Below are 19,093 nucleotides of genomic sequence, written 5' to 3' on the forward strand. Positions count from 1 at the left end.
AAGGAGCCCGGGGTGCTTGACCGGCTCAACGAGGCCATGGACCACATCGAGCGCCACCTCGACCGGCGGATCGACATCGCCGATCTGGCCCGGATCGCGGCGACGTCGGAGTACCACTTCCGACGGATGTTCTCCGCGCTCGCGGGGCTGCCGCTCTCCGAGTACATCCGGCGCCGGCGGCTGACGGTCGCGGGCGCGGAGGTGCTCTCCGGGGAGCCGACGCTCCTCGAGATCGCGGTGCGCTACGGCTACGGCTCGGGCGAGGCCTTCGCCCGCGCCTTCCGGGGGCTGCACGGTGTGGGCCCCGGCGAGGCCAGGCGGACCGGTGCGGCCCTGCGGTCCCAGCCCCGGATGTCCTTCCGTCTCATCGTCGAAGGGAGCACCACCATGCGATACCGGGTGACGGAGAAGCCCGAGTTCCACGTGGTCGGCAGGAAGGCGCGGGTCCCCCTTGTCCACGAGGGCGTGAATCCGGCGATCGCCGACTTCATCAGGGGCATCGACCAGGAGACCGTGCGCCGGATCCACGCGCTGTCCGACCAGGAGCCCGAGGGGATCGTCTCGGTGAGCGACGACCTCGACCCGAGCCGCGCGGAGGGCACCGAGCTCGACTACTACCACGCGGTGGTGGCCTCCGCCGCCGGCCCCGACGACCTGGACACCCTCACCGTCCCCGCGGGCACGTGGGCCGTCTTCGACAGCTCGGGCCCGTTCCCGCACACGCTCCAGCATCTGTGGCGGGACGTGTTCACCCAGTGGTTTCCGTCCAACCCGTACCGGAGCAGGCCGGGCCCCGAGATCCTCAGCACACGTCTGTCACCCGACGCGGCACAGGCGGACGCCCAGCTGTGGATCCCGGTCGAGCGGGAGTAGTTTCCCGACAGGCTCGATCCGAAGACGCCCCGCGCGTCACCGCGTGCGCGCCGCGACCAGGCCCGACTCGTAGGCGAACACGACGAGTTGGGCCCGGTCGCGGGCGCCGAGCTTCGTCATGGCACGGCTGACGTGGGTCTTGGCCGTGAACGGGCTCACGACCATGTGCGCCGCGATCTCCTCGTTCGTCAGGCCTCGGGCCGCGAGCGCGGTCACCTCGCGTTCGCGGCGCGTGAGGCACTCCAGGCCCGGCGGCGTGGATCGGTCGGGCGGCCGGGACACGAACTCGCCGATGAGGCGGCGCGTCACGGCCGGCGACAACAGAGCGTCCCCGCGGGCCACGACCTCGATCCCGGCCAGCAGGTCCTCGGGCTCGGTGTCCTTGAGCAGAAAGCCGGACGCCCCTGCGCGCAGCGCGTCGAAGACGTATTCGTCCAGGCCGTAGTTGGTGAGGATGACGACGCGTACACCGCTCAGGCGCGGGTCGGCGGCGATCCGGCGGGTCGCCTCGATGCCGCTCATCACGGGCATCTGGACGTCCACGAGGGCGATGTCGGGCACGTGCTCCCCCACGAGGGCGACCCCTTGCTCCCCGTCGGCCGCCTCGCCGACCACTTCGATGCCGTCCTCGGCCTCCAGGAGAGCGCGGAACCCGGCCCGCATGAGCGCCTGGTCGTCGACGAGCACGACCCGGATCACGGGACGCCCACCGCCGCTCATCGGGCCGCCCTCTCCGCCATGTCCTTTTCCCTCCCGGGGAGTTGGCCGGCACCGTCCACCGGAAGCCGGGCCCGCACGGCGAAGCCGCCCTCGGGGCGTGGCGCGGCGTGGAGGGTTCCTCCGAGCGCGGCGACGCGTTCGGCCATGCCCTTCAGTCCGTTGCCCGGGACCGGCGGACGCGCAGGGTCGGCGGCGCCGCCGTCCTCGACACAGATCAGCAACTCATCCTCTTCATAGGCGAGTCGCACGGTCGCGCCGGTCGGGCCCGCGTGCCGTGCGACGTTCGTCAGCGACTCCTGGACGATGCGGTACGCGGCCCGGTCCAGGGCCGTCGGGAGCAGCCGCTCCCGGCCCGTCACCACCAGCTCCACGTCGAGGCCGGCCGAGCGGGCGCGCTCGACGAGAAGCGCCGGGCTTCCCGTGGGCTCGTCGGCCCGCAGCACGTCCAGGGTGGAGCGCAGCTCGCGCATCGCCTCGCCACTGGCCTCCTGGATCGCGAGCAGCGCGGGCGGCACCTCCTCGCCGCGCTTGCGGGCCAGATGCACGGCGACGCCCGCCTGGAGCTTGACGATCGAGATGCTGTGCGTGAGCGAGTCGTGCAACTCGCGGGCGATGCGCAGGCGCTCCTCCCCGGCCCGGCGCAGCGCGGCCTCCTCCCGGGTGCGCTCCGCCTCGAGGGCGCGCTCCTCGGTCTGGCGCAGATACGCCTGCCAGTTCTTGTCGGCGAGCCCGGTGACGACGGCGCACAGGAACCAGCCGGCGAGGAGCAGACAGCTCTCCAAGGGCCGTCCCGCCACACCGCACACGACGAGGAACGCGGCGCCCGCCAGCGCGGCGAGCAGACGGTGCCCCGCGCGGGACGCCGTGTGCACGGCCGCCAGGACGGGCAGCGCGGCGAGGGCGCCCGGCTCCGCGTGGAGCACGTAGCCCGCGGTACACGCCGTGGTGAGCGCGAGGACCGTGCGCGGCGCCCGCCGGTAGGCGGCGAGCGTGAGCGCGCCCGCGGCGATCAGGACGGCGTCGGGCGGCGTCACTCCCCCGTCGGCCACCGCCGCGGCCACGACCAGCGCCCCGATGACGACGGCCAGCGTGACGTCGCCGATCAGGGCCTTGCGGTCCGCGCCGACCGGACCCGTGAGGCGCCTGCGGTCCCCCTCCATGCCAGCACCCTAGACCGGGCCGCCGGCAGGGGCGTCACCCCTGGGGACCGCCCCTGGACTACTCCCTGTGCAGTAGTCGGCGGCCGGTTCGGCCTCCGGGGCGCAGCCCCGACTCACCTCCGGCGTACGACGCGTGGGGGTGCCGCGTCCGGCCACTGTGGGGTGTGCCGAAAGCAGCCCGCAGCCACCAGGAGGACCCGATGTCACGGACGTTCCGCTACACCAGCCCGCCGCCCCCGCAGTCGGCCACCGGTCGCGTGGCCGAGGTCTACCGGCAGCTCGGCGAGGACTTCGGGATCGAGCGCGCCGCCACCTTCGTCGTCCTGGCGTCGGCCCCCGAACTCCTGGCCCCCGCCTGGGCGCTGATGCGGGAGTCGCTGATCGCGGGCGCGGGGACCCGTACCGACAGGGAGCTGGTCGCTGCCGGGGTGTCGCTCGCGAACCGGTGCCCGTTCTGCGTGGACGCGCACACCATGCTGCTGCACGCCACCGGCGACCACGCGCTCGCCGAGTCCCTGGCGCGCGGCGAGGCCCCGTCCGACGAGCGGCACGCGCGCGTGCTCGACTGGGGCCGCGCCACCCGCACGCCCGGCTCCCCCGGACTCACCCCGCTCCCCTTCCCGAGTGCCGAAGTCCCCGCGCAGCTCGGGACCGCGTTCGCCTTCCACTTCATCAACCGCGTCGTGTCCGCCCTGCTCACCGAGAACCTGCTGCCCTGCAACGCCCAGCGCCTGCGCCCGGTGCGCAGCCTCGGGGGCCGGAGCCTGGCGCGGACGGTGCGCCGGGACCATGTGCCGGGCGCGAGTCTCGCCCTGCTCGACGATCCGGGCCCCGGCCCCGCCTGGGCGGCCGGCACGCCTGTGGGCCCGGCGTACGCCGCGCTGCTGGAGGCCGCGTCCACGGGCGCGGGACTGCTCGACGACGTCGATATCGCGCTGGTCGAGGAAGCCGTCGCCGCCTGGGACGGCTCGCATCCGCCGCTCGCGTGGGACGAGCTGCCCGACCGCGAACGGCGGCCCGGGGCGCGCCTGGCGGTGCTGGCCGCTGTCGCCCCGTACCGCATCACCGACGAGGACGTGGCGGCCTGGCTCAAGCCGCCCTTCACCGATCACTGTCTGGTCCATCTGATCGCGTACGGCGCCTTCGCCGCGATCGACCGCATCGAGTCCGCCCTGCCCCTGCCCGCCCTCATGGAGCGGCCCTGACCCGCGTACGCGGAAGACCCCTTTGGGGTGAAGGCGCGGCGGCGCCGGCGTACGGAACTGCGCGTGAGACGCATGAGGGGCAAGGGGGCGGTGTTGTCACGGGGCAACTCGTGTGACACTGGCGTCCCCTCCCCCTCGCACAAGGGGCGTACGCCGTGCGTTCTCTCCCCCTCCCCCTCGCGCTGACCGTGCGGGTCCTGCCGGTCGTGGTGCTCGCGTGCGCCGGCTGGGCCTGGACCTCGGGCCCGATGGCGGACTCGTCCGGACAGCCCGCCGCTGCCCCGCAGCCCACGCCGAAGCGTGCCGCGCAGTCGGCGGGGTCCGCGACGAGCCGCGCCTACGACAAGCCGCCCGAGCCGTGCTCCGCCGTCACGGCGGACACGGTCGCGGACCTGGTGCCGAAGGCCGACCCGGCGGGCAAGGAACTGGCCGCCGCCGACCGTTCGTTGCGCCGTGGCTGCTCGTGGAGCGCGCTGAAGGACTACGACTACCGCTGGCTCGACGTCTCCTTCGAGATCAAGGAGTCGGCCGCCGCGGCGGACACCTCCTTCTCCGCGCGCGGCAAGGGCGACGTGGCGCCCGGCCTCGGTGACGAGGCCAGGATCGCCGTCGCCCTCACCTCGCACGACAAGCAGAACACCCGGGAGGCCGTGGTGACGGTCAGGGCCGGCAACGCCCTGGTCACCGTCACCTACAACGGCAGCGACTTCGAGTCCCACGGCGCGCCCCCGGCGGACGGCATCTACAAGGGCGCCCTGAAGGCGGCCGGGGACGCGGTGGCGGCGCTGACCGGTAAGAAGTCCGGCTGAGACGGGCGGGGAGGGGTCAGACCCGGGCCCCGCGCGCCTTGGTCAGCGCCACGTAAAGGATCAGCGAGGACCCGAGCCCGACCGCCCAGCCGTAGTCCGCGAGCGGCTTGAGGAACGGGATCAGGCCGTCCACCGGGAACGGGCCCTGCTTGGCGCCCTTCGCGTCGACCGTCGAGTACGAACCGCCGACCGCGAGGACGCCGCCCACGGCGAAGGCGATCACCGCGTTCCAGTTCCAGCCGCCCGAGTACCAGTACCGGCCGTTCGGCAGATACAGGTCGGCGAGGTGGAGCACCGTGCGGCGGATGATCCAGTAGTCGGCGATGAGGATGCCGGCGACGGTGCCGAGCAGTCCGCCGACGACGCCGAGCCAGGTGAAGATGTACAGCTCGGGCGTGGACGTCAGCTTCCACGGCATGACGAGGACGCCGATGACCCCGGTGATCAGCGCGCCGGTGCGGAAGTTGATGAGCTTGGGCGCGAGGTTCGCCAGGTCGTACGCGGGTGACACGACGTTCGCCGCGATGTTCACGGAGATGGTCGCGACGAAGACCGTGATGAGCGCGAACAGCAGCCCGAAGACGTTGTCGGTCTTGCCGGCGAGCGCGACCGGGTCCCAGATCGCGGCGCCGTAGACCTTCTCGGATCCGGACGTCACCAGGACGGACATCAGGGCGAACAGCGTCATGGTCGTCGGCAGACCGAGGGTCTGCCCCCAGACCTGGGCGCGCTGTCCTTTGCCGAAGCGCGTGAAGTCCGGGATGTTGAGGCTGAGTGTGCTCCAGAAGCCGATCATGCCCATGAGGCCGGGGAAGAAGATCTTCCAGAAGTCGGCGCCCCAGCCGACCCGGGACGGCTCGTCGAGGAGCGTGCCGAAGCCGCCCGCCTTGTTCGCGATCCACACGAGCAGGACGACCGCGCCGACGAGGACGAACGGCGCCGCCCAGTTCTCGAAGCGGCGCAGGGTGTCCATGCCCCGGTAGATGATGGCGAGTTCGAGGACCCAGAAGAGCACGAAGCACAGCCACAGGGTCCACGGGTAGCCGCCGACCTTCGACACGTCGGCCCAGCCTCCGAAGACCTTCCCCAGCAGGACGAACACGCCCTGCCCGCCGATCCAGGTCTGGATGCCGAACCAGCAGCAGGCCACCGCCGCCCGGATCAGCGCGGGCAGATTGGCGCCCCGCAGGCCGAACGAGGCGCGGGCGAGGACGGGGAAGGGTATGCCGTACTTGGGTCCCGCGTGCCCGGTGAGCAGCATCGGCAGGAGCACGATGACGTTGGCGAGGGCGATGGTGAGGACGGCCTGCTTCCAGTCCATGCCCAGGGCGACGAGGCCCGAGGCGAGGGTCCAGGACGGGATGCAGTGGGCCATGCCGATCCACAGGGCCACGAAGTTGTAGGTGGTCCAGCGGCGTTCGGCGAGGGGGACGGGGCGCAGGTCGTCGTTGGCGTAGCGGCTGTCGGAGGGGTAGGCGTCGGCACTGAGGTCGATGCCGCCGCCCGCGGGCAGCGTGGGTGGCGCGGTGTCGGTCATGAGCAGGCCATTCGTTCGGGAGCCGGAGGAGCCGCGGCTCGGACAGCGGGGAGGTGCGAACGGGCCGTGCGGGTGCGGGCGGTGGGGACCCTGGCGGGGAGGACGGGGGTGACGGGCTGTACCGAGATGGGGCTCGGGCGTTGCCCGGGGGATCGCCTCAGGCGTTCACCGCCGCGATGATGTGCTCCCCGTACGCGTCGATCACCTCCTCCTTCGCGTCGTGCATCGCGTAGAGCGCGAACTGGTCGACGCCGAGGTCCCGCAGGGCGCGCAGCTTCTCGACGTGGTCCTGTGCGGTGCCGATGATGCAGAACCGGTCGACGATCTCGTCCGGCACGAACGCCGTGTCGGGGTTCCCGGTCCTGCCGTGGTGGGCGTAGTCGTAGCCCTGTCGGGCCTTGATGTAGTCGGTGAGTTCGTCGGGGACCATCGACGAGTGCTCGCCGTACTTGGTGACGAGGTCGGCGACATGGTTGCCGACCATGCCGCCGAACCAGCGGCACTCCTCGCGCGCGTGGGCGAGGGCCTCGGGCGAGTCGTCGGCGGTGACGTAGGCGGGCGCCGCCACACAGATCTTCACCTCGGACGGGTCGCGGCCCGCTGCGGCGGCCGCGTCCCGCACGGCCTTGATCATGTACTGGGTCAGATACGGGTCGGCGAGCTGGAGGATGAACCCGTCGGCCTCCTCGCCGGCCATCTTCAGGGCCTTGGGCCCGTACGCGGCCATCCAGACGGGCAGTTGGGCGCCGTCCCGCACCCACGGGAAGCGGATCACCGTGCCGCCGAGGTCGGCCTCGTCGCCGCGGCCGAGCGCCCTGATGACCTTCATGGCCTCGCTGATCCGGGCGAGCGTGTTGGGCTTGCGTCCGGCGACGCGCATCGCGGAGTCGCCGCGGCCGATGCCGCAGATGGTGCGGTTGCCGTACATGTCGTTGAGGGTGGCGAAGGTGGAGGCGGTGACCTCCCAGGTGCGGGTGCCCGGGTTGGTGACCATCGGGCCGACGGTGAGGTGCGACGTCTCGGCCAGAATCCGGCTGTAGATGACGAAGGGTTCCTGCCACAGCACGGCCGAGTCGAAGGTCCACCCGTGGGTGAAGCCCTCGCGCTCGGCGCGCTGCATGAGAGAGACGACGCCGGAGGCCGGGGGGTCGGTCTGGAGGACGAGTCCGAAGTCCATGTGATCCGCCAATTTTTCTAGTTCAGGTACTGGCAGGTGGAGTGCGGGGTGTACCCGCCGCGCCCGGAGCGTCTCGTGAACTCGCGCTCGGAGAAGGTGAGTTCACCCCCGGAGCACGGTCTCGGCGGGGCGGCGCGCCGACGGAGTGCCTCAGTGCTCGCCACGTGCGCATACCGCGTGCCCCCAAGCCCCGATCCGGTGGGTCTTTCCGTCCCGGACCGTGCCGAACCCTGTGGAGCGACGCCTCCGAGGCGATCCGAGGGGGCCCAATCCTGGACGTTCTCCTCGGGCTTGGCAAGAGGACTCTACGCGCGCCCACCACTGATTCAGGGAGAAGCACAGGGCCCTGACGATCGGTGTCGCAGAAACGGACCTCGAAGGGGTAGACCTTGCGCGCAGGCCCCTTCGGCTCAAGTCAGCTTCGAGTCCCGGACCTTACTGTCACCCACATGCGGATCTTTGTTACCGGCGGTGCGGGATTCATCGGGTCACAGTACGTAAGGGCACTGCTGTCCGGCGAGCTTCCAGGGGCGGACCTGAATGACGCCCGGGTGACCGTCATCGACGCACTCGGCCACGGCAGCGACCTGCGGAACCTCGCGCCGGTAGCGGAGAATCCTCGTTTCCGGTTCGTCCGCGGTGACATCTGCGACGCGGAACTGGTCGACGAGGTCGTGCGCGGGCACGACGCCATCGTTCACTTCGCCGCCGAGTCGCATGTCGACCGGTCCATCGAAGACGCCCGCGCGTTCGTGACGACGAACGTGCTCGGCACACAGGTCCTGCTGGACGCGGCCCGGCGGCACGGAGTCGGGCGTTTCCTGCATGTGTCGACGGACGAGGTCTACGGTTCCATACCCGTGGGGTCGTGGACCGAGTCGCAGCCGCTGGCGCCGAATTCACCTTATGCGGCGTCCAAGGCGAGCTCCGACCTGTTGGTGCTTTCCGCGCACCGGACCCACGGACTTGATGTCGTGATCACTCGCTGCTCGAATAACTACGGCCCCCACCAGAACCCGGAGAAAGTCATTCCGCGGTTCGTGACGAACCTTCTGCAGGGGCGGCGGGTTCCGCTCTACGGGGAGGGCGACAACGTCCGTGAATGGCTGCACGTCGCAGACCATTGCCTGGCCGTTCAACTGGTTCTGCGCGGTGGCAGGCCCGGCCATGTCTACAACGTCGGCGGCGGCACGGAGCTGACCAACAAGGAACTGACCGCGCGCCTGCTGGAAAGCTGCGGAACGGGTTGGGACATGGTCGAACGCGTCGCTGACCGGCTCGGCCACGACCAGCGGTATTCGCTGGACATGACCAAGATCCGAAATGAGTTGGGTTTCACCCCGCGGCAATCATTCGACACGGGCCTCAAGGCCACCGTCGAGTGGTACAGGGAAAACACTTCCTGGTGGAACCAGTAGAAAACCCGCGAAGTTCGAGCATCGTTCAGGCGATTTTCGAGTGCTGCGACGTAGTCACTGAATCGCTCGGACCTCGGTCATATCGAAATGAACCAAAGGGGATAACCAATGACCGCTCAGACTCTCCCGGCCACCGGCAAGGAAGTGCGGCTGGCGCGCTATGTCGTGAACCAGCCCGCGAAGGACGACTTCGAGGTCGTGGAGGTGGATGTCGCCGAGCCCACGTCCGGCAACGTGCTGGTGCGCAACCTGTACCTCCAGGTGACCGCCGTCATGCGGGACCTGATGACCGAGGACCCCGGGCTGCCCATGATGCCGGCCTACAAGGTCGGCGAGCGGCCGTGGGGCGGCGCGGTCGGCGTCGTCGTGGCCTCACAGAGCCCCGACCTCGCCGTGGGCGACACCGTCCAGCACATGGACGGCTGGACCGAGTACTCCACCGGTCCCGCCGGCCAGTACTTCAAGGTCGACCCGTCGTGGTACCCCGGCCCGGAGTACTTCCTGAACCAGGGCATCACGGCCTACCACGGCATGGCCGACGTCGCCGAAGTCGGCGAGGACGACGTCGTGTTCGTGTCGAACGCGGCCGGCGGTGTCGGCTCGCTCGCCGGCCAGATCGCCAAGGCCCGCGGCGCCAAGCGCGTCATCGGCTCGGCCGGCAGCGCCGAGAAGGTGGAGTACCTCACCAAGGAACTGGGCTACGACGCCGCGTTCAACTACAAGGACGGGCCCGTCGTCGACCAGCTCAGGGAACTCGCTCCCGACGGGATCAACGTGTTCTTCGACCTCGTCGGCGGGGAGCAGTTCGAGGCCGCCGTGCAGGCGTCGGCGCAGGGAGCCCGGCTCGTGCTGGGCGGGGCCGTGTCCGCGCAGACCGGCAACGCCGAAGGCGCGTTCCCCAAGCTGGACATCATGGCCGGGATCATCCGGCAGATCGTCATCAAGCCGTTCTCGACGTACCACACGCCGGAGCAGATCCAGGCGTGGAACCAGCACTTCGCCCAGTGGCTGCAGGAAGGAAAGATCGTCCTGCCCTACACCGTGGTGGAAGGCGGCGTCGACGCCGCGCCCGAGGCGCTCACCGCACTGCTCGGCGGCGCCTACAAGGGCAACGTGCTCGTCAAGATCTCGTGATGGCTGACGCAGCACAGGTGCGGCGCGCGCGCCGGGACCCGGGTGCGGCGAAGTCATCCGTCCGAATGAGGAGTCCCCTCCGATGATCGATCAGGTTGCACTGGACGCCCCGGCGCAGCCGCGCCGGGCCGGACTGGTCCTCGCGGTGTGCTGCCTCGCGCAGCTGACCGTGATCCTCGACGCGTCGATCGTGAACGTCGCCATCCCCTCCATCCAGAACGCGCTGCACTTCACACCGGGCAGCCTGACCTGGGTGTACGACGGGTACCTGATTCCGTTCGCCGGCTTCCTGCTGCTGGCCGGGCGGATGGTGGACCTGTTCGGCGGGCGGCGTCTGCTGCTCATCGGCCTCGCCGTGTTCACGGCGTTCAGCCTCGTCGGCGGCGTCGCGACGAATTCGGTGACGCTGGTACTCGGCCGCGCCGGGCAGGGCTTCGGCGGCGCGATCATGGCGTCCGCCTCGCTGGCCGTGCTGAGTTCCACGTTCACCGAGCCGATGGAGCGGGCCAAGGCGCTCGCCCTGTGGGGTGCGGCTTCGGGCAGCGGCGGGGCGATCGGCGTGCTTAGCGGCGGAGCGATCGTCGAGTGGATGTCGTGGCGCTGGGTCTTCCTCATCAACGTGCCGCTGTGCCTGCTGATCGTGGGGATGGCCGTCTCGTCGGTCGCACCCACACCTCGCGGTGACACCCGCAAGGGGGCGAAGCTCGATGTGCTGGGCTCCGTGTCGGTCACGCTGGGGATCGCCGCGCTCGTCTACGGGCTCGCCGAAGGACAGCGTTACGGGTGGGGGTCGACGCGCATCGTCGGGTCACTGACGATCGGCGTGGTGCTGCTCGCGGTGTTCGTGCTCGACCAGGCCAAGCTGGCCAGGCAGCCGTTGATGGAGCTGAGTCTGTTCCGCAACCGCTCGGTGTGGGCGGCCAACGTCACGATGCTGGCGTTCGGGGCGGCACTGCCCACGACGTTCTACTTCCTGACGTTGCTGTACCAGTCGGTGCTCCATTACAGCGCCATGCGTACGGGACTGGTGTTCCTGCCCCTGACGGTCTTCGCGTTCATCGGTGCCGCCGCCTCCTCGGTGGTCGGACCGCGGACCGGTCCCCGGCCGATGATGCTGGGCGGCCTCCTGCCGATGATCGGCGGACTGGTGTGGCAGTCGGCGGCGAACGAGCACGCGTCCTACGTCGCCGACCTCATGGGTCCTAGCCTGCTGTTCGGCCTGGGCCTCGGGATCGTGGTGACCTCGGTGGCGGGCGCGGCGACGGCGGGTGTGCCAGAGGACAAGCAGGGCCTGGCGTCCGGGGTGCTGAACACCTCGCAGTCGCTGGGCGGCGCGGCCGGCCTCGCGGTCATGGTCGCGCTGGCTCAGGTCCGTACCGCCGACGTCGCCGGTGACGGTCCTCCCGACGCCCACGCGTTCGCGTCCGGCTACGGGGTCGCGTTCCTGGCGACCGCTGTGCTGCTCGCCCTCAGCCTCGCGGCCGCGGCCGCGGTGCCGCGCGGGCCGCAGCCGCAGTAGGCCCCACGGCACACAGGCACGCGCAAGCCCGCCCGGTTCGCACCGGGCGGGCTTGTGGCGCGTGCTGCTGCCGCTCGGCGAGCCGGTACGAGCTGCGACGGTGCCCGGCTGCTGGGCCCACCCGGCCTCGATCGTCCCTATAGCCGCCGTCATTAGCTTCCGAGACATGCGAGGAATAATTCTGGCCGGCGGAACCGGCTCCCGCCTGTGGCCGATCACTCAAGCCATGTCGAAGCAACTCATGCCGGTGTTCGACAAGCCGATGATCTACTACCCGCTGTCCACGCTGGTGCTGGCGGGCGTGCGGGACGTCCTCGTCATCACCACGCCGTCCGACCGGGACTCCTTCGAGCGGCTGCTGGGCGACGGCTCGCACCTGGGCCTGCAGATCCAGTACGCGACGCAGCCCAGGCCCGGGGGCATCGCCCAGGCGTTCCTGATCGGCGCGGACTTCATCGGGGACGAGCCGGTGGCGCTCATCCTCGGCGACAACATCTTCCACGGAGCCGGCCTCGGGGATCAGCTGAAGGCGCACGCCGACCCGGAAGGCGGTCACATCTTCGCCTACCCGGTGGCGAACCCGAGCGACTTCGGTGTCCTGGACTTCGACCTCGAAGGGCGCGTCGTCTCCATCGAGGAGAAGCCGGCCCACCCGAAATCGCGATACGTGGTCCCCGGCCTGTACTTCTACGACAACCGCGTGGTCGACATCGCCAGGTCCCTGCGGCCCAGCGCGCGCGGCGAGCTGGAGGTCACCGAGGTGAACCAGACGTATCTGCGCCGCGGTGAGCTCAGCGTCACCGTGCTCGACCGCGGCACGGCGTGGCTCGACACCGGGACCTTCGCCTCGCTGGTGCAGGCGTCGGAGTTCGTCCGGGTGATCGAGGAGCGACAGGGACAGAAGATCGGCTGCGTCGAGGAGGCGGCCTGGCGCAACGGCCTCATCGACAGCGACCGGCTCCGGGAGCTCGCGCAGCCGCTCCTTTCCAGCGGCTACGGGGAGTACCTCATGGGACTGCCCGAGGCCGCCACCCAGGACATCCAGCGGCTGGTCCCGGTCGGCGCCGGCGCCAACGGGTGACGAGGAGGCCTGATGAACTTCGAAGAACTCGGCATCGAGGGCGTCCACCTCGTCGAGCCACAGGTGTTCGGCGACTCGCGCGGCGCGTTCCTGGAACTGTTCGTCGGCCACCGGCTGTCCGCGGCGACCGGCCGTCCGATGGACGTGGCGCAGGTCAACTGCTCGGTCTCGCGACGCGGCACGATCCGCGGAATCCATCTCACGGCGTCCCCGCCGGGTGAGGCGAAGTACGTGACGTGCGTCAGCGGTTCGATCGTCGACGTCGTCGTCGACGTCCGCCTCGGCTCGCCCACGTACGGCGCGTCCCTCGCGATCCCGCTGGACGACGAGCAGCGCCGCGCCGTGTACATCCCCGGGGGGCTCGGCCACGGGTTCGCGGCGGTCAGTGAGACCGCCGTGGTCACGTACCTGTGCGACAACGTCTACACCCCCGGGAAGGCGATCTCGATCAATCCGCTGGACCCGCAGCTCGCCCTGCCATGGCCCGACCTGGACGACCTCGTCCTCTCGGACAAGGACAGGACCGCGCCGACGCTGGCGGAGACGGAGGCCCTGGGCGTGCTCCCGAAGTACGCGGACCTTCGCGTCAAGACACCGATCCGGCCGCTGGGATGACGCGGCCGGCGTCCCCGAGCGAGTCGACGACACCAGGAGCAGGACTACTCATGCAGAAGCACATCGCCTTCCTGAACATCCCCGCGGCGGGGCATGTCACGCCGACGCTGGGCGTGGTCGAGGAGTTGGTCAGGCGCGGTCACAAGGTCAGCTACCTGGCCGCCGACGGCTTCGCCGAGAAGATCGCCTCGACGGGCGCTGACGTCATTCCCTACGCCACGACGCTCGACCCGCGCACGATCGCCCCGACCGGCGCGGAGGACTGGCTGGCCCGTGTCCTGTTGGGCGCGGTCCGGGAGGCGGCCGCCACGGCGCCGACGCTGGAGGCCCACTTCGGTGACGATCTGCCGGACTGCCTCGTCTACGACATCTCCATGCAGTTCCTCGGCCGGGTGATGTCGCGCAAGTTCGGCGTGCCGGGGATCCAGCTCTATCCGGTCCTGGCGTCCCACCAGTACTTCTCCGAGGCGGAGGGCGCCGCCGAGGGGATGTTCGGCCAACTGACCCGCGAACTGCGGGCGTTCGCCGACGCACACGGGCTGCAGGACGTCACGCTGGACGAGCTGATGTCGGACGCGCCCCGCAACATCTCCTTCATGCCGCGCGAGTTCCAGTCCGACGCCGACTCCTTCCCCGAGGACCGGTACACGTTCGTCGGGATCCCGCTGCGGGAGAGCGACCTGCAGGGCACGTGGCAGCCGTCGAGCGACAAGCCCGTGGTGCTGATCTCCCTGGGCACGACCTTCAACACCCAGCCCGAATTCTTCGCGATGTGCGCGAAGGCCTTCGAGGGGCTGCCGTGGCACGTGGTGATCGCGGCGGGCCCCGGCGTGGACCTGGAGGCGGTGGGCGAACTGCCGCCCAACGCCGAGATCCACACGTGGCTGACGCTGCAGGCGGTCCTCGAGCACGCCGGCGCGTTCGTATGCCACGGCGGCGCCGGCAACACCATGAACGCCCTGTACGCGGGGGTGCCCCTCGTCTCCGTACCGCACAACGGCGACTCGGAGATGATCGCCGCGCGCACGGGCGAGTTGCGCCTCGGCCGTGTCCTGCCCCCCGAGGAGGTGACCGCCGAGACCCTGCGGGAGGCCGTCCTGGAGGTCGCCGCCGACGAGACCGTGCAGGCGAACCTGCGTGACATGCGCAAGTACATGAAGGAGGCGGGCGGCGCACCGCGCGCGGCCGACACGATCCTCGGCCACCTCCACACCGTGTCGGAGTAACCACCCGAACAACCGCCGGATCAACCACCGAAGCAGCTGCCGAGCAGTCACCGAACCCGACTGGAGAAACTGATGAATTCGCACGATCTCAGCACCAAGCTCGTCCCGAGCGACCTGTACCTGGAGATCCAGCAGTTCTACGCGCTGCAGCTCAAGATTCTCGACCGTGGTGACGGCGAGCAGTGGGCGCGCACCTTCACGGAGGACGGCGTGTTCCAGGCCGCCGACATGCCCGATCCCCTGGTCGGCCGCGACATACTCGTCAAGGCGATCGAGCGGCAGAGCGGCCTGCACGAGGGGCTCGTCCTGCGGCACTGGGTCGGGCAGCTGACCGTCGAGCAGATCGACGACGACACCGTCCGCGCACAGAGCTACGTCATGGTCTACGTGACCCCTGACCGCACGCTCCTGAGCGGGGAGGTGCACTTCCGCCACCACACCCTCTGCGACGACGAGCTCGTCCGTTCGAACGGGACGTGGCTCGTTCGGAACCGCTTCGTCGAGACCGACGGCGAGTACAAGTGAGCACCGCGCGAGCCGAGAGGTCGTCGGACATGAAAAGGATCATCGCCACGATGGTGTCGGTCGGTGCCCTGACCGCCCTGGCGGCAGGCACCGCGCACCCGGCGCCCTACGCGGGCACCGACTCCTCCCGCCAACTGGTGGGCAAGTGGGCCGGTACGGTCACCCATGGGGGCACCACCGGTGATATCGAGCTCATTTTCACACCGAGCGGCAAGGCGTGCCTCATCACGTCCGCCGGTGTCAGCAGGGGCAGTTGGAAGTCCACCGGCGGCGCCGGCGACTTCAACTACAAGATCGCCGAGGCGATGATCGACGAGACCGGCACACAGCTCGGCTGGATCCACATCGACCAGAACACCGAGGCGGTGAGCAGCGCCTTCACCAGCACCGGCGTCTCTCACGTCTACGACATGGCCGGGAACCCCCAGTTCACCCAAGTCGCCGACGTCGATGTCCACCGCGTCGCCGGCGCCCCCCGCTGCTGAGGACGACACATGATCCCTCTCTTCAAGGTGGCGATGTCCGCGAAGGCGTCGGCGCTGGTCGGCGAGGTTCTGGACAGCGGCTACATCGGTCAGGGCGCGAAGGTCGACGAGTTCGAACGCGCCCTGGCCGAGCGGCTGGACAACCCCCGGATCCTGACCGTCAACAGCGCCACGTCCGGGCTGCACCTGGCCCTGCACCTGGTCGCGACGGAGTCCGGTCGGGACGGCGAGGTCCTGGCTACCGCGCTGACCTGCACGGCGACGAACTGGCCGATCCTGGCGAACGGGATGCGGATCCGCTGGGTGGACACCGACCCGGCGACCCTGAACGTGGACCTCGACGACCTGGCCCGGAAGATCACGCCCGCGACCCGGGCGATCGTCCTCGTGCACTGGGGCGGCTACCCCGTCGACCTCGACCGCCTGAACTCCGTTCTCGACCAGGCCGAACGCGTCCACGGAGTCCGGCCCCGGGTCATCGAGGACTGCGCCGACGCATGGGGCGCCACGTACCAGGGCGTCCCGCTCGGCGGGCACGGCAACATCAGTGTCTACAGCTTCCAGGCGATCAAGCACCTCACGACCGGTGACGGCGGACTGATCGTGCTGCCCGACGACGAACTGCTGCACCGCGCCAGGATGCTGCGCTGGTACGGCATCGACCGCGACGGCGGCGGGGCCCGGTTCAAGAACGACATCCCCGAGTACGGCTTCAAGTTCAATATGAACGACATCAACGCGGCCATCGGGCTGGCGAACCTCGAGGCCGTCGACGACCTCGTCGCCCGGCACCGCGAGAACGCCGCGTTCTACGACGGCGAGCTGGCCGGGGTGGCCGGTGCAGAGCTGACGGAGCGGGCCTCCGACCGAAATCCGTCGTTCTGGTACTACTCCCTCAAGGTGGACGACCGCGACGCGTTCGTCCTGCGCATGAAGGATGCCGGAATCGCCACGAGCGAGGTCCACGAGCGCAACGACGTCTACGGCGCCACCCGGGACTGCACAGCGGTCCTGCCCGGGCTCGACCGCGTGGCCGGGCGGCACATCGCCCTACCGGTCGGCTGGTGGGTGTCGGACGACGACCGGGCCCACATCGCGAAGACCGTCAAGGGCGGCTGGTGACCGTCGCCGGACAGCGCGGGACGAGGAGGCGGGGGCACCGGTCGGCGCCCCCGCCTCCTCGTCCCGCCTCGGCCCGGACGCGGGTGCCGGCACAGCGGCGGCTCGACCGCGGTTGTAGCAGCCGTCCCTAGCCTCAGGACACCCGACTGTCTCGGGCTGACAAGGAGGCCTCAAGCATGGGCACAGAGATCACACCGTTCCGGGTGCACTTCCCCGACGACTCGGTGCAGGAGCTGCGTCGACGACTGACTGCCGCGCGCTGGCCGGACGCCGAGACGGTCGACGGCTGGGAGCAGGGTCCGAAGCTGTCGTACATGAAAAATCTGTGCGCTTCGTGGGAGCGGGAGTACGACTGGCGCGCCGCCGAGGAGCGCCTCAACGCCGTCCCCCAGTTCCGCACCGAGATCGACGGCCTGGACGTGCACTTCCTGCACGCGCGTTCCCCCCATGCCGGCGCCACGCCCTTGCTGCTGACCCACGGGTGGCCCAGCTCGGTCCTGGAGTTCCTGGACCTGATTCCCGAGCTCACCGATCCCGAAGACCCGTCCCAGGCCTTCCACGTGGTGTGCCCGTCGCTGCCGGGACACGGATTCAGCGGCAGGCCGTCGTCCGCGGGCTGGACGGTCGGCAGGACCAGCAGGGCCTGGGCGCAGTTGATGGCCCGGCTCGGCTACCCGCGATACGGCGCGCACGGCGGTGACTGGGGTTCGTGGGTGAGCGCCGAACTCGGCACCGCCGACCCGGACCACCTCCTGGGCATCCATCTGACCATGCCGCTGGCCAAGGCACCCGATCACCCGGTGGAACTGGACGCGCGCGACCAGCAGGCCATGGCACGGATGAAGAGTTTCGGCCAGAACCGCTCGGGCTACGCGGCCATCCAGTCCACGCGCCCGCAAGCGCTCGGATACGGCCTCGCGGACTCCCCCACCGGTCAACTCGCCTGGATCCTGGACCGGTTCTGGGAGTGGGTCGACCACGACGGCAGCCTGGAGAAGGCGCTGCCCCAGGACGCGCTGCTCGACATGGCCACCGTCTACTGGCTGACGGGCACCGGGGCCTCGTCGGCACGGCTGTTCTGGGAGAGCTTCAACAAGGAGCCGATGAATCCCACGAACGTACCCGTCGGATGCTCCGTGTTTCCCAAGGACGCGTGGCTGCCGCGCGCGTGGGCCGAACAGCGCTTCACGGATCTGCGTTACTGGAAGGATCTCGACAGCGGCGGGCACTTCCCGGCCCTGGAGAGGCCCTCCGTCCTCGCCGATGAACTGCGAGCGTTCTTCGCTCTCCTGAACTGAGAGGTCAGATGGCCACCACTGCGTCCCAGCCCGCCGACGTGCTCGACCGGCGGGCTCTCAACCGCGCCTTTCTGGCACGCCAGTTGCTGCTGAACCGACGACCGATGCCGGCAGAAGCAGCGCTCGAGCACCTCGTGGGCCTGCAGGCGCAGGCGCCCTTCCCCCCGTACTACGGCCTGTGGACCAGGCTGGAGGACTTCCGTCCCACGGAACTGGCCGAACTCCTCACCGGGCGGCAGGCCGTGCGCGTCCCGCTGATGCGCGGCACCGTCCATCTGGTCACGTCCTCCGACTGCCGCAGACTGCGGCCGTGCGTGAAGCCGTTCCTGGAACGAAGCCTGATCAGCACCTTCGCCAAGGACCTGAACGGACTGGATCCCGCCAAGGTGGCGGCAGCGGGCCGGGAGCTCCTGGAAGAGGCTCCGCACACCGTCGGCGACCTGACCGCCGCCCTGCGTGCGACCTGGCCGGACCACCCCGCCAACGCGCTCAGCAACGTCGTGCGCTGTCTGCTGCCGGTGGTCCAGATCCCGCCCCGCGGAGTCTGGGGGCAGGGCGGACAGCCGACGTACGCCTTGGCGGAGGACTGGATCGGCGCCCCGCTGGACACGGAGCCCGACCTCGACGACCTGGTCCTGCGCTATCTGGCGGCGTTCGGGCCCGCCACCGTCAAGGACATCCAGGCATGGTCGGGTCTCACCCGGCTGCGCGCGGTGACCGACCGCCTGCGTCCGCGGCTGGTCTCCTTGCGCGACGAGGAAGGAAGAGAGCTCCTGGATCTGCCGGACGCCCCGCGGCCGGGCACCGACGCGCCCGCACCGGTTCGCTATCTGGCGCCGTACGACAACGCGATCCTCTCCCACGCGGACCGCACCCGGATCATCAGCGATGCCCATCGCAAGGCCATCGCGACGAAGAACGCCGTGATTCCGGGGACGATCCTCGTCGACGGATTCGTCGCCGGCGCCTGGCGGGTCGACCGTGCGCGCGCGTCGACCACCGTCGACGTACAGCTCTTCTCCGCCGTGAGCAAGCGGGTGCGTGCCGAGCTCGCGGAGGAGGGCGAGCGTCTGCTGCTCTTCGCCTCGGACGGCGCCGCACCGCGTGAACTTCGCATCGCCGACGCGTGACGCGACGGACGAACCCCCTGGGGGACGGTGATCGTCGATCGCACACCGTCCGCCAGGGG

At 70.1% G+C, this 19,093-nt stretch carries 18 protein-coding genes; 14 read left to right on the forward strand and 4 right to left on the reverse strand.

Features of this window, described 5'->3' with window-relative positions; translation table 11 throughout:
* The first annotated feature begins 12 nt into the window (after positions 1-12).
* Positions 13-873 carry an AraC family transcriptional regulator gene (locus tag OHO83_RS12350; RefSeq protein WP_266675300.1) on the forward strand — a complete coding sequence of 287 codons (861 nt, stop codon included), beginning with the start codon at positions 13-15 and terminating at the stop codon, positions 871-873.
* A gap of 36 nt (positions 874-909) precedes the next feature.
* Here OHO83_RS12350 and OHO83_RS12355 read toward each other — a convergent pair whose 3' ends face one another.
* The gene (locus OHO83_RS12355; RefSeq protein ID WP_266675299.1) at positions 910-1,593 is read right to left on the reverse strand and encodes a response regulator; all 684 of its coding nucleotides are present in this window, start codon (positions 1,591-1,593) and stop codon (positions 910-912) included.
* Positions 1,590-2,753 (reverse strand): sensor histidine kinase, encoded by a 1,164-nt coding sequence (locus tag OHO83_RS12360; RefSeq protein ID WP_266675298.1) that lies wholly within the window; start codon positions 2,751-2,753, stop codon positions 1,590-1,592. Before OHO83_RS12360 ends, OHO83_RS12355 begins: the two co-directional genes overlap by 4 nt.
* 200 nt (positions 2,754-2,953) lie before the next feature.
* Between OHO83_RS12360 and OHO83_RS12365 the strand changes: the two genes are divergently transcribed.
* Together OHO83_RS12365 and OHO83_RS12370 are read left to right on the forward strand one after the other, a co-directional pair.
* A complete protein-coding gene (locus OHO83_RS12365) occupies positions 2,954-3,958 on the forward strand; it encodes a carboxymuconolactone decarboxylase family protein (protein ID WP_266675297.1) in 1,005 nt (334 codons plus the stop codon).
* Between the two features lie 155 nt (positions 3,959-4,113).
* Positions 4,114-4,767, forward strand: a complete 654-nt coding sequence (locus OHO83_RS12370; protein WP_330279445.1) for a hypothetical protein — start codon at positions 4,114-4,116, stop codon at positions 4,765-4,767.
* Positions 4,768-4,783: 16 nt separating this feature from the next.
* Here OHO83_RS12370 and OHO83_RS12375 read toward each other — a convergent pair whose 3' ends face one another.
* On the reverse strand, positions 4,784-6,304 hold the full coding sequence (locus tag OHO83_RS12375; protein ID WP_227298156.1) for an NCS1 family nucleobase:cation symporter-1: 1,521 nt from the start codon (positions 6,302-6,304) through the stop codon (positions 4,784-4,786).
* Between the two features lie 157 nt (positions 6,305-6,461).
* Positions 6,462-7,481 (reverse strand): TIGR03842 family LLM class F420-dependent oxidoreductase, encoded by a 1,020-nt coding sequence (locus OHO83_RS12380; protein ID WP_266675295.1) that lies wholly within the window; start codon positions 7,479-7,481, stop codon positions 6,462-6,464.
* A 449-nt stretch (positions 7,482-7,930) separates the two neighbouring features.
* Here OHO83_RS12380 and rfbB point away from each other — a divergent pair, with 449 nt between their 5' ends.
* The 11 genes from rfbB (at position 7,931) to OHO83_RS12435 (ending at position 19,034) form a co-directional block, all read left to right on the forward strand.
* Positions 7,931-8,899, forward strand: coding sequence for a dTDP-glucose 4,6-dehydratase (gene rfbB, locus OHO83_RS12385; protein WP_266675294.1), 969 nt, complete (start codon positions 7,931-7,933; stop codon positions 8,897-8,899).
* Positions 8,900-9,007: 108 nt separating this feature from the next.
* Positions 9,008-10,033 carry an MDR family NADP-dependent oxidoreductase gene (locus OHO83_RS12390; protein WP_266675293.1) on the forward strand — a complete coding sequence of 342 codons (1,026 nt, stop codon included), beginning with the start codon at positions 9,008-9,010 and terminating at the stop codon, positions 10,031-10,033.
* Positions 10,034-10,115: 82 nt separating this feature from the next.
* A complete protein-coding gene (locus OHO83_RS12395; protein ID WP_266675292.1) occupies positions 10,116-11,552 on the forward strand; it encodes an MFS transporter in 1,437 nt (478 codons plus the stop codon).
* A gap of 166 nt (positions 11,553-11,718) precedes the next feature.
* On the forward strand, positions 11,719-12,633 hold the full coding sequence (gene rfbA / locus OHO83_RS12400; protein WP_266675291.1) for a glucose-1-phosphate thymidylyltransferase RfbA: 915 nt from the start codon (positions 11,719-11,721) through the stop codon (positions 12,631-12,633).
* Positions 12,634-12,645: 12 nt separating this feature from the next.
* Complete coding sequence (locus OHO83_RS12405; protein ID WP_266675290.1) at positions 12,646-13,248, forward strand: dTDP-4-dehydrorhamnose 3,5-epimerase family protein; 603 nt, start codon at positions 12,646-12,648, stop codon at positions 13,246-13,248.
* Between the two features lie 50 nt (positions 13,249-13,298).
* Entirely contained in the window at positions 13,299-14,474 is a 1,176-nt protein-coding gene (locus OHO83_RS12410) for a macrolide family glycosyltransferase (RefSeq protein WP_330279446.1), read from the forward strand.
* A gap of 72 nt (positions 14,475-14,546) precedes the next feature.
* Positions 14,547-14,999 carry a nuclear transport factor 2 family protein gene (locus OHO83_RS12415; protein WP_266675288.1) on the forward strand — a complete coding sequence of 151 codons (453 nt, stop codon included), beginning with the start codon at positions 14,547-14,549 and terminating at the stop codon, positions 14,997-14,999.
* Between the two features lie 29 nt (positions 15,000-15,028).
* Positions 15,029-15,484, forward strand: coding sequence for a hypothetical protein (locus OHO83_RS12420; protein ID WP_266675287.1), 456 nt, complete (start codon positions 15,029-15,031; stop codon positions 15,482-15,484).
* Between the two features lie 9 nt (positions 15,485-15,493).
* A complete protein-coding gene (locus OHO83_RS12425; protein WP_266675286.1) occupies positions 15,494-16,606 on the forward strand; it encodes a DegT/DnrJ/EryC1/StrS family aminotransferase in 1,113 nt (370 codons plus the stop codon).
* Positions 16,607-16,782: 176 nt separating this feature from the next.
* Entirely contained in the window at positions 16,783-17,904 is a 1,122-nt protein-coding gene (locus OHO83_RS12430; protein ID WP_329433485.1) for an epoxide hydrolase family protein, read from the forward strand.
* A gap of 8 nt (positions 17,905-17,912) precedes the next feature.
* On the forward strand, positions 17,913-19,034 hold the full coding sequence (locus tag OHO83_RS12435; protein ID WP_329433486.1) for a winged helix DNA-binding domain-containing protein: 1,122 nt from the start codon (positions 17,913-17,915) through the stop codon (positions 19,032-19,034).
* Positions 19,035-19,093 lie beyond the last annotated feature (59 nt).

The organism is Streptomyces sp. NBC_00569 (assembly GCF_036345255.1).
In the GTDB taxonomy this organism is placed as follows: Bacteria; Actinomycetota; Actinomycetes; order Streptomycetales; family Streptomycetaceae; genus Streptomyces.

What these genes read in the sequence shown, in the direction of transcription:
- rfbA (WP_266675291.1), top strand. Translation starts at nt 11,719, where the DNA reads ATGCGAGGAATAATTCTGGCCGGCGGAACCGGCTCCCGCCTGTGGCCG.
- OHO83_RS12410 (WP_330279446.1), top strand. Translation starts at nt 13,299, where the DNA reads ATGCAGAAGCACATCGCCTTCCTGAACATCCCCGCGGCGGGGCATGTC.
- OHO83_RS12355 (WP_266675299.1), bottom strand. Translation starts at nt 1,593, where the DNA reads ATGAGCGGCGGTGGGCGTCCCGTGATCCGGGTCGTGCTCGTCGACGAC.
- OHO83_RS12380 (WP_266675295.1), bottom strand. Translation starts at nt 7,481, where the DNA reads ATGGACTTCGGACTCGTCCTCCAGACCGACCCCCCGGCCTCCGGCGTC.
- OHO83_RS12415 (WP_266675288.1), top strand. Translation starts at nt 14,547, where the DNA reads ATGAATTCGCACGATCTCAGCACCAAGCTCGTCCCGAGCGACCTGTAC.
- OHO83_RS12390 (WP_266675293.1), top strand. Translation starts at nt 9,008, where the DNA reads ATGACCGCTCAGACTCTCCCGGCCACCGGCAAGGAAGTGCGGCTGGCG.
- OHO83_RS12420 (WP_266675287.1), top strand. Translation starts at nt 15,029, where the DNA reads ATGAAAAGGATCATCGCCACGATGGTGTCGGTCGGTGCCCTGACCGCC.
- OHO83_RS12375 (WP_227298156.1), bottom strand. Translation starts at nt 6,304, where the DNA reads ATGACCGACACCGCGCCACCCACGCTGCCCGCGGGCGGCGGCATCGAC.
- OHO83_RS12430 (WP_329433485.1), top strand. Translation starts at nt 16,783, where the DNA reads ATGGGCACAGAGATCACACCGTTCCGGGTGCACTTCCCCGACGACTCG.
- OHO83_RS12425 (WP_266675286.1), top strand. Translation starts at nt 15,494, where the DNA reads ATGATCCCTCTCTTCAAGGTGGCGATGTCCGCGAAGGCGTCGGCGCTG.
- OHO83_RS12405 (WP_266675290.1), top strand. Translation starts at nt 12,646, where the DNA reads ATGAACTTCGAAGAACTCGGCATCGAGGGCGTCCACCTCGTCGAGCCA.
- rfbB (WP_266675294.1), top strand. Translation starts at nt 7,931, where the DNA reads ATGCGGATCTTTGTTACCGGCGGTGCGGGATTCATCGGGTCACAGTAC.
- OHO83_RS12365 (WP_266675297.1), top strand. Translation starts at nt 2,954, where the DNA reads ATGTCACGGACGTTCCGCTACACCAGCCCGCCGCCCCCGCAGTCGGCC.
- OHO83_RS12395 (WP_266675292.1), top strand. Translation starts at nt 10,116, where the DNA reads ATGATCGATCAGGTTGCACTGGACGCCCCGGCGCAGCCGCGCCGGGCC.
- OHO83_RS12360 (WP_266675298.1), bottom strand. Translation starts at nt 2,753, where the DNA reads ATGGAGGGGGACCGCAGGCGCCTCACGGGTCCGGTCGGCGCGGACCGC.
- OHO83_RS12435 (WP_329433486.1), top strand. Translation starts at nt 17,913, where the DNA reads ATGGCCACCACTGCGTCCCAGCCCGCCGACGTGCTCGACCGGCGGGCT.